The 6,592-nt window shown below is 42.3% G+C and carries 9 protein-coding genes and 1 pseudogene; 6 read left to right on the top strand and 4 right to left on the bottom strand.

Annotation, left to right across the window (positions count from 1 at the left end; genetic code table 11):
• The 5 genes from QUA77_RS28430 to QUA77_RS28410 all read left to right on the top strand — a co-directional run.
• The coding region (locus QUA77_RS28430; protein ID WP_333453940.1) for a hypothetical protein at window positions 1–488 on the top strand (488 nt) is incomplete at its 5' end.
• Between the two features lie 58 nt (window positions 489–546).
• On the top strand, window positions 547–819 hold the full coding sequence (locus QUA77_RS28425; protein WP_333453938.1) for a cupin domain-containing protein: 273 nt from the start codon (window positions 547–549) through the stop codon (window positions 817–819).
• A 218-nt stretch (window positions 820–1,037) separates the two neighbouring features.
• Window positions 1,038–1,199, top strand: coding sequence for a hypothetical protein (locus tag QUA77_RS28420; RefSeq protein WP_333453936.1), 162 nt, complete (start codon window positions 1,038–1,040; stop codon window positions 1,197–1,199).
• A gap of 82 nt (window positions 1,200–1,281) precedes the next feature.
• Window positions 1,282–2,007: an alpha/beta hydrolase gene (locus QUA77_RS28415; protein WP_333453934.1), complete on the top strand. Its 726-nt coding sequence runs from the start codon at window positions 1,282–1,284 to the stop codon at window positions 2,005–2,007.
• Between the two features lie 255 nt (window positions 2,008–2,262).
• The gene (locus QUA77_RS28410) at window positions 2,263–2,664 is read left to right on the top strand and encodes a RidA family protein (protein ID WP_333453932.1); all 402 of its coding nucleotides are present in this window, start codon (window positions 2,263–2,265) and stop codon (window positions 2,662–2,664) included.
• A 440-nt stretch (window positions 2,665–3,104) separates the two neighbouring features.
• Here QUA77_RS28410 and QUA77_RS28405 read toward each other — a convergent pair whose 3' ends face one another.
• The 3 genes from QUA77_RS28405 to QUA77_RS28395 all read right to left on the bottom strand — a co-directional run bounded on the left by QUA77_RS28405 (window position 3,105) and on the right by QUA77_RS28395 (window position 4,264).
• The gene (locus QUA77_RS28405) at window positions 3,105–3,299 is read right to left on the bottom strand and encodes an IS4/Tn5 family transposase DNA-binding protein (RefSeq protein ID WP_333453930.1); all 195 of its coding nucleotides are present in this window, start codon (window positions 3,297–3,299) and stop codon (window positions 3,105–3,107) included.
• 399 nt (window positions 3,300–3,698) lie between these two features.
• The gene (locus QUA77_RS28400) at window positions 3,699–3,917 is read right to left on the bottom strand and encodes a hypothetical protein (protein ID WP_333453928.1); all 219 of its coding nucleotides are present in this window, start codon (window positions 3,915–3,917) and stop codon (window positions 3,699–3,701) included.
• A complete protein-coding gene (locus QUA77_RS28395; protein ID WP_333453926.1) occupies window positions 3,914–4,264 on the bottom strand; it encodes a hypothetical protein in 351 nt (116 codons plus the stop codon). Before QUA77_RS28395 ends, QUA77_RS28400 begins: the two co-directional genes overlap by 4 nt.
• A gap of 221 nt (window positions 4,265–4,485) precedes the next feature.
• Here QUA77_RS28395 and QUA77_RS28390 point away from each other — a divergent pair.
• Window positions 4,486–5,556: pseudogene (locus QUA77_RS28390) on the top strand (IS630 family transposase).
• Between the two features lie 99 nt (window positions 5,557–5,655).
• Here the strand turns inward: QUA77_RS28390 and QUA77_RS28385 are convergent.
• A partial coding sequence (locus tag QUA77_RS28385; protein WP_333453925.1) for an AAA family ATPase occupies window positions 5,656–6,592 on the bottom strand: 937 nt, incomplete at its 5' end.

Genomic DNA, 6,592 nt, shown 5'->3' with positions numbered 1-6,592 from the left:
CTGCCTATCTTTTTTTACCACAAGTTGGCTCAATCCTTACTAGCTATGGGTTTTGGGTGGGTTGTCACCCCCCCAGGCTTAACACACTTCAATATCGGATTAGTCAACATCAACGCTTGAGTGAGTTACGAATCAAACTACTGCGTCTGCACAAGCTTTTACTAGATACTGAGCGTTTTACCTATGAGCAAGTTCGAGGGCAAGTTTCTAGAGGTGAATTGCTACAACTGGTGATTAGTCATGAGCAGTTTGCCTGGTTGCATCGACTCTCAGCATTGATTATCCAAATCGATGAGTTGCTTCATGTCGATGAATCTGTTACACCAGAGGCAATTGAAGCGATTGACAGTGACATTCGGACACTGCTCAGCCCCGATGAATCAGGCGATGAGTTTGCCATGAAGTACAATACGGCGCTTCAACGCCACCCCGATGTCGTGTTAGCTCATGCAGGTGTCATGATGTTGCTGACCTCTGACAGTATTTAACCTCCAAAATTCACTGATTCTGAACTTGCTCCGATTGTGTAATTGCAAACCTGAACGTATGCTGATTCAAAAACTAAACGACTGTGAAGAAATTATCGCTGGAGATGGAACTGTTCTGCGCGAACTGCTTCATCCTGACAAACAAGACATCAACTTGCGTTACAGTTTGGCGCATGCGATCTTACCTGTTGGCAAAATTTCAATTCCCCATTCTCTAAAGACTTCTGAGGTTTATTACATCATTAGCGGTGTTGGAGAAATGTCGATCGATAGTGAAGTTTGTCGCGTTGAACCAGGTGATGCGGTTTACATTCCTCCAAATGCAATCTAGTTCCTTCACAACAACGGCGACGAACCTATTGTTTTCGTTTGTCTAGTTGATCCAGCTTGGCGCAAAGAAGACGAAACGATTTATGCACCAGTCTGATTCATGCAAATCTCACTGCTAGGGATGATTGATCACGATCTTAGGAAACCTAGCCATTCCTGATTCCTGTTGGCACACCCCACGTTATTGCTGCACTCAGTGATCGGCCAGCGCGTGGATTGGTGATTGCTGCGCCCAGTGGCTTTGCCCGGTTAATTGAAGCAATAGGTACGTTGGACAAGACAGAAACATCAGATATAGCGCTGGTTGATCGGATTTCTGCCGAGATTGGCGACGAAATTTTAGGGCCACCTGGAACTTTACCCGCTGCTACAGAAACGTAATGAATTCGTTGCAGACAGCAAAGGAGAAACTTTCAATGTCATTAGAACACAATATTCATCCCGCATTGCAAGGAGTCATCCAATGTCAACTTTTGTCTTAGTTCACGGCTCATGGCATGATGGTTCTGCTTGGAACGCGGTCATCCAACATCTAGAAGCGAAAGGTCATCAGGCTTTGGCTCCCACGATCGCGGGTCATGGTAAAGGCGTGAATAAAAACGTCAACCATGCTCAATGTACCCAGTCGATCGTCGATTACATTGTTGAGAAAGACTTAACCGATATTGTCTTACTTGGACATAGCTTTGGTGGCAGCATTATTGCCAAAGTTGCTGAAGCAATCCGCGATCGCATTCGACGGCTAATCTTTTTCAATGCCTTTGTCCTGAATGATGGTGAGAGCCTCAAAGACAACATCCCACCTGACACTCAAGCGTTATTCGACAAGCTAGCGAGAGAATCGGACGATAATACGATAACGATGCCTTTTGAGATTTGGCGAGAAGCGTTTCTCAACGATGCTGACCTCGACCTGGCGAAATCGAGCTACGCGCAATTATCGCCTGAACCGTATCAACCGTTTATTGACAAATTAGACCTGAAGCAGTTTTATTCGCTGCCCATTCCCAAAAGCTACCTTTACTGTACAGTAGACAATGTCTTACCTCAAAGGGAGGGGGGTTGGCATCCCAAGATGTCTAGCCGCTTGGGGCTATTTCGGCTTGTGCAAATGCCGGGTAGTCATGAGGTGATGTTTTCTAATCCTATCAGTCTAGCAGAAAATATTATTGTCGCAGGGCGCGACTAGCCGCGACAGTTCATCACAGGTATTTGAGAAATCATCGTAAGAATCTGAAAGCAATCAGGTACTTCGACTCACCACACTTTAGAGATGCCGAGTTCCAGTAGACAACCTAGAGGCTCCATTACGCTCAGTCACTCCGGAAGCGATCTAGCGAGTTTTGGCAGCGGCACCCAAGTATGGCATCGAATTCATCGCGTGAATTAGATTACAAACCTCTTTTCTACATAATAGACACAACGTACTGAACAAAGGAACACAATGAAAAAGCCCGAGTTTTTTGTCACTCCCGGTTATGGGGAATATATGCTGAATAATTTGCATTACTCGCAAGCGGTAAAATTTGACAATCGCGTCGAGACATCCGGCCAAGGCGGCTGGGATGACAATCTGCAAATTCCCGAAGCGATCGCAGATGAGATTGCTCAGGCATTTCGGAACATAGAGCGAACCTTGGCAACTGCTGGTGCGAGTTGGGAGCATGTGGTTCACGTCAATTCTTACCATGTTGGCGGGTTGCCTGCGGAGGTTAACGAGGTGATGGTCAGGCTATATCGCCATTACATGCCCAACCATGCCCCCATTTGGACACAGGTAGGAGTCGCGGCGCTTGGACTGCCAAGGATGCGGATTGAAATTCGCGTGACTGCAATTGTTCCGTGAGTTTTGCAAGCGTTAATAACACAATTTATGCTGCTCGAAAACTGGTCTAGGGGGTTGAGTAGCAGGAGAACAAGAATTCCCGTTAAGGGATGTACCAGTTGGGAGCGTGTCACTTTTGCAATAAATATAAATGCTTAAAGAAAGCAGAATAGTAGCTTTGAGCTATTGTTGAGCAAAATAGCCGAAAATAGTAATGATGTCTTAATTAGGAATGAAAAATAAATAAGTTGATGAGTTATCGGTTATAATGAAAAAAGTGCGCTTATTGCAATTTTCGCTCCTACAGAGATCAACTAACAACGGATTTTTCTACTTAACTCTTCAAATTTAGTTTTAAATCCAGGTTTTGCTGCCATAATCTAGAAAGGTGGTATCTCCTACGGATAATACGACTTCATATTCTTCCACAGCTTCACAGGTCATTTGACAGTGAGGTTTAATTACTCTGTCAAGCTTTGTTTGGCTGTTGGCAAAAACTCATAAGCTCTTTTCAACTCGTTTGTACTTGTAAATATTTCTGACAATGCTTTCCCAAAGCCTTGACTTAAGGCTTTGCCGATTGCATAGGCTCTATTGTTTAATCTCTCATCTCCTAATTCACAACTTGCAAAATTTTTCTCCCACCAGCTCAACATTTTTCGCCTGCCTTTACTTGATTTTCACGACATTATATCACCATCCACGTCTTTTGCCTAGAATGACTTCCTACTCTACCTTTCAGAGATGCCGTGAAAAGTAAGGATAATTGGTCAATTACTTGTGTTTTATATTATCTCCGGTCGATTAACCATGATTAAATTTTGCATCCGACCACCAAGAAAAATGAGTCAAACCACTTATTAACTGTTTGAGATTTAACAGTTTTCGGCACCGCTCAAATAAAACTGATTCTACTTCATCTTGCGTTTTTAAAACAGCGATTGGCTATCCGTTCATTTGTCAGTGGTCACAGTTTTTCTGCTGGTTGGAGTTCCGGGGAGTGTGAAGGCAGACAATACAAATGTATGCCGTCGGGGATTTTCACGCTTTCACGCTCAGTGCCCTGTGGCTCCGTCTACGACTAAAACGACCCTTTTTTTCGATCCTACTTTCCAATGTCTGGCAAAATCTTTTAAAACTCGCTCGAAAAGTTGGCTGTTGACAAATGGCAGTATCCACCAATATGTTTCTCCCGTACTCGGACGTACTTTCGCGATATAACCACAACCATTGAAACCACCAATTAACAACAGCGGTGGCATTACTAAACTCATCCACCCATTCCCGCCTCAAAACAGGTTTTAATCAAACAACGATGTTCGTCCATTGACCACACTTCTACGTCACTTTCTAGGTTCTCCTTCTTGATTTTCAAGACGAACCGACGCAGATTTTTTTTTCCATTCCTCAAGTTCTGCGGATATCTGATTCCTGATGTTCTGGACGAGGAACTCTCAATCGAAACTTCATAGACTTGAGATATTCCCACCCTATGCAGACGACCGACTTTTTTACCCTTGAGTTCACTCATCCAGTCAGCCACTTTACGACCATTCCACAGCCCGCCATCGGGGGGTGGCTGCTGTAAGACTTGCCACAATTGAGCAAGTTCTGCCATCATTCAGCAGAGGGTCACAATCGCTATTTTTGCAATGTTTATCTCCGAGGGATTCAGATCCTAAATGATTGTAGCCCCAGACTAATTCATAAATCCAACCACGACTATAGCGATCGCAAATGGTTTGTAAATTATAAATCATGTATAATGAGGTATAGCAATCCTAAATGATTATCAAGACTATGATACAATTATATGCAATACTTGATTGTGACAATAAAAAAATGAATAACTTAAAACTGCCCCTCCAAGATAGGGAAAAGGAAATAACTCAATTAGAATCTTTCATTAAAAGTGATATCGATGCAAGAGAACTTAAACGAGCAATAGCTGTAAGAATGGCTGTCGAAGGCAAGTTCTACCACGAGATTAGCAAAATTCTCGGTGTAAGTGAATTTTTTGTTGGTCATTGGAAAAAACAATTTCAAACCCAAGGCATCGAAGGAATCAAGCTAGGGCATAAAGGGTCAAAAGGGTATTTAACAGCTCTACAAAAGACTGAAGTAATTGAGTGGCTAAAGAATAAAGAATATTGGAATTTAGATGAGCTGGTTACTTATGTAGAGCGAGAGTTTGGTGTGATCTATAAATCAAAACAGAGTTACTATAAACTTTTCGAGCGGGCGGAAATTAGTTGGAAAAAAACTCAAAAAATCAATCCTAAATATGAGGTCGAACTGGTAAAAAAAAAGACGGAGGAAATTAACAATATTTTATTCAAAAACAAGGCTGGTATAGAATCCGGGCAAATAATAGTATTATTTATAGATGAATGTCATCTACTTCATGGCGATCTGACTGGTTATGTTTGGGGTCAATCAAAAATCAGAATTGAAGTCCCAATTACCAATGAAAAAGATAGACAAACTTATTTTGGCGCACTCAATTATCAAAGCAAAGAATTCCATGTTCAGAGCCATCCATCTGGGGATGGAAAATCAACAGTTAAATTTATAAAATACTTACAAGCAAAATATAAAAATCGCAAGATTATCTTGATTTGGGATGGAGCCAGTTATCATAAATATGGCGAATTTAGAGATTTTTTATTAGAAGTAAATGGTGACAAAGAGCCTGATGACTGGTCAATTACTTGTATTTTATTTGCTCCAAATGCTCCCCAACAAAATCCCGTTGAAGATATTTGGTTATAGGCTAAAAACTTTTTAAGAAAGTATTGGTATTTATGTAGGTCTTTTAAGATTGTAAAATTTTTGTTTGAATTTTTTACTAACGAACATAAATTTGATTTCCCCAAAATACATAAATATAATTGCACGGAAAAAATCAATTAGGATTGCTCTAGGTCTTGATAATGATTTAGGATTGCTATATCAACAGTCAAAACTTTTTGGCTCACCAACAAACCCATGCTATTGTTGTTTATCATGCACTCAACTTTTGTCGTAAGCAGGTGGTCGATACTCGAATAATTCTTGCTCTGCCGCCGCAAATTTAGACTGATCGCCCCCAGAAGCAGGCCGAGCAAAGGACGCTTTGTTGCGAATCCCCTGGATATCTTCAGAAGAACGCTCAGACGACAGCACAAACTGAGTTCTCTGATAACGCAGATCGGCCAATTCAATTTTACCAGGTCGCCCTTCACAATAGGCTCGTTCAGCACAGCGTTTAACTGCGATCGCAATTTCAGCACTCGTTGCTCCGGCATAATCAGATAGTAGTGAATACCACTGCCTGTCGCTCCAAAAATTCTCTTTTCCTTCCCCAAACTGCTCCGGGAAATACTTAGCCAAATGCAAATTGAAAATCTCATAGCGAGCGCCGCTGTGTGGCAAATCCACAAACCAGATTCCGCCGTCGTCAAATCTGCGAATAAGTTCAGCCGGCAGCATTTCTAAGCGGTTAACAGTAGCTAACATTAACACGGGGCTTTCATGCTCCTGCATCCATGTGAGCAATTTCTGCGACAGTCGCCTAGCTGCACCGCCATCAGCATTTGATTCCCAGCCAGAAAAACCCTTGTCGAAATCGTCAAAGAACAGCACGCAGCCGCCCAAATTATCGGCTGTATCCAGCATTTTCTTGAGAGCGCGATCTGGATTAGAGGAACCTAGAATATTGCCCCAACTTGCTGCTAAAAGCGCATAACCTAGCTTCTTAGCAGCTAGCTTTGCACTCAAACTTTTGCCTGTCCCCGGCGGCCCCCACATTAGCATTCCTTTGGGAGGTCTGAGGTGATATTTCTTGGCCTCAGCTTCTGACAGCTTTACGACTTCGCTCAAATAAGCGTCTAATACCATTTTTTTAAAGATGTGATAGAGATAAAGAATGTAAAATCCACGACCATCCGGTAAGAAAACCAATGACACG

Origin of the sequence: Microcoleus sp. K5-D4, assembly GCF_036704575.1 — a bacterium.
In the GTDB taxonomy this organism is placed as follows: domain Bacteria; phylum Cyanobacteriota; class Cyanobacteriia; order Cyanobacteriales; family Microcoleaceae; genus Microcoleus.
The sequence above is the reverse complement of the archived record's forward strand: the minus strand, read 5'-3'. Positions and strand labels throughout refer to the sequence as shown.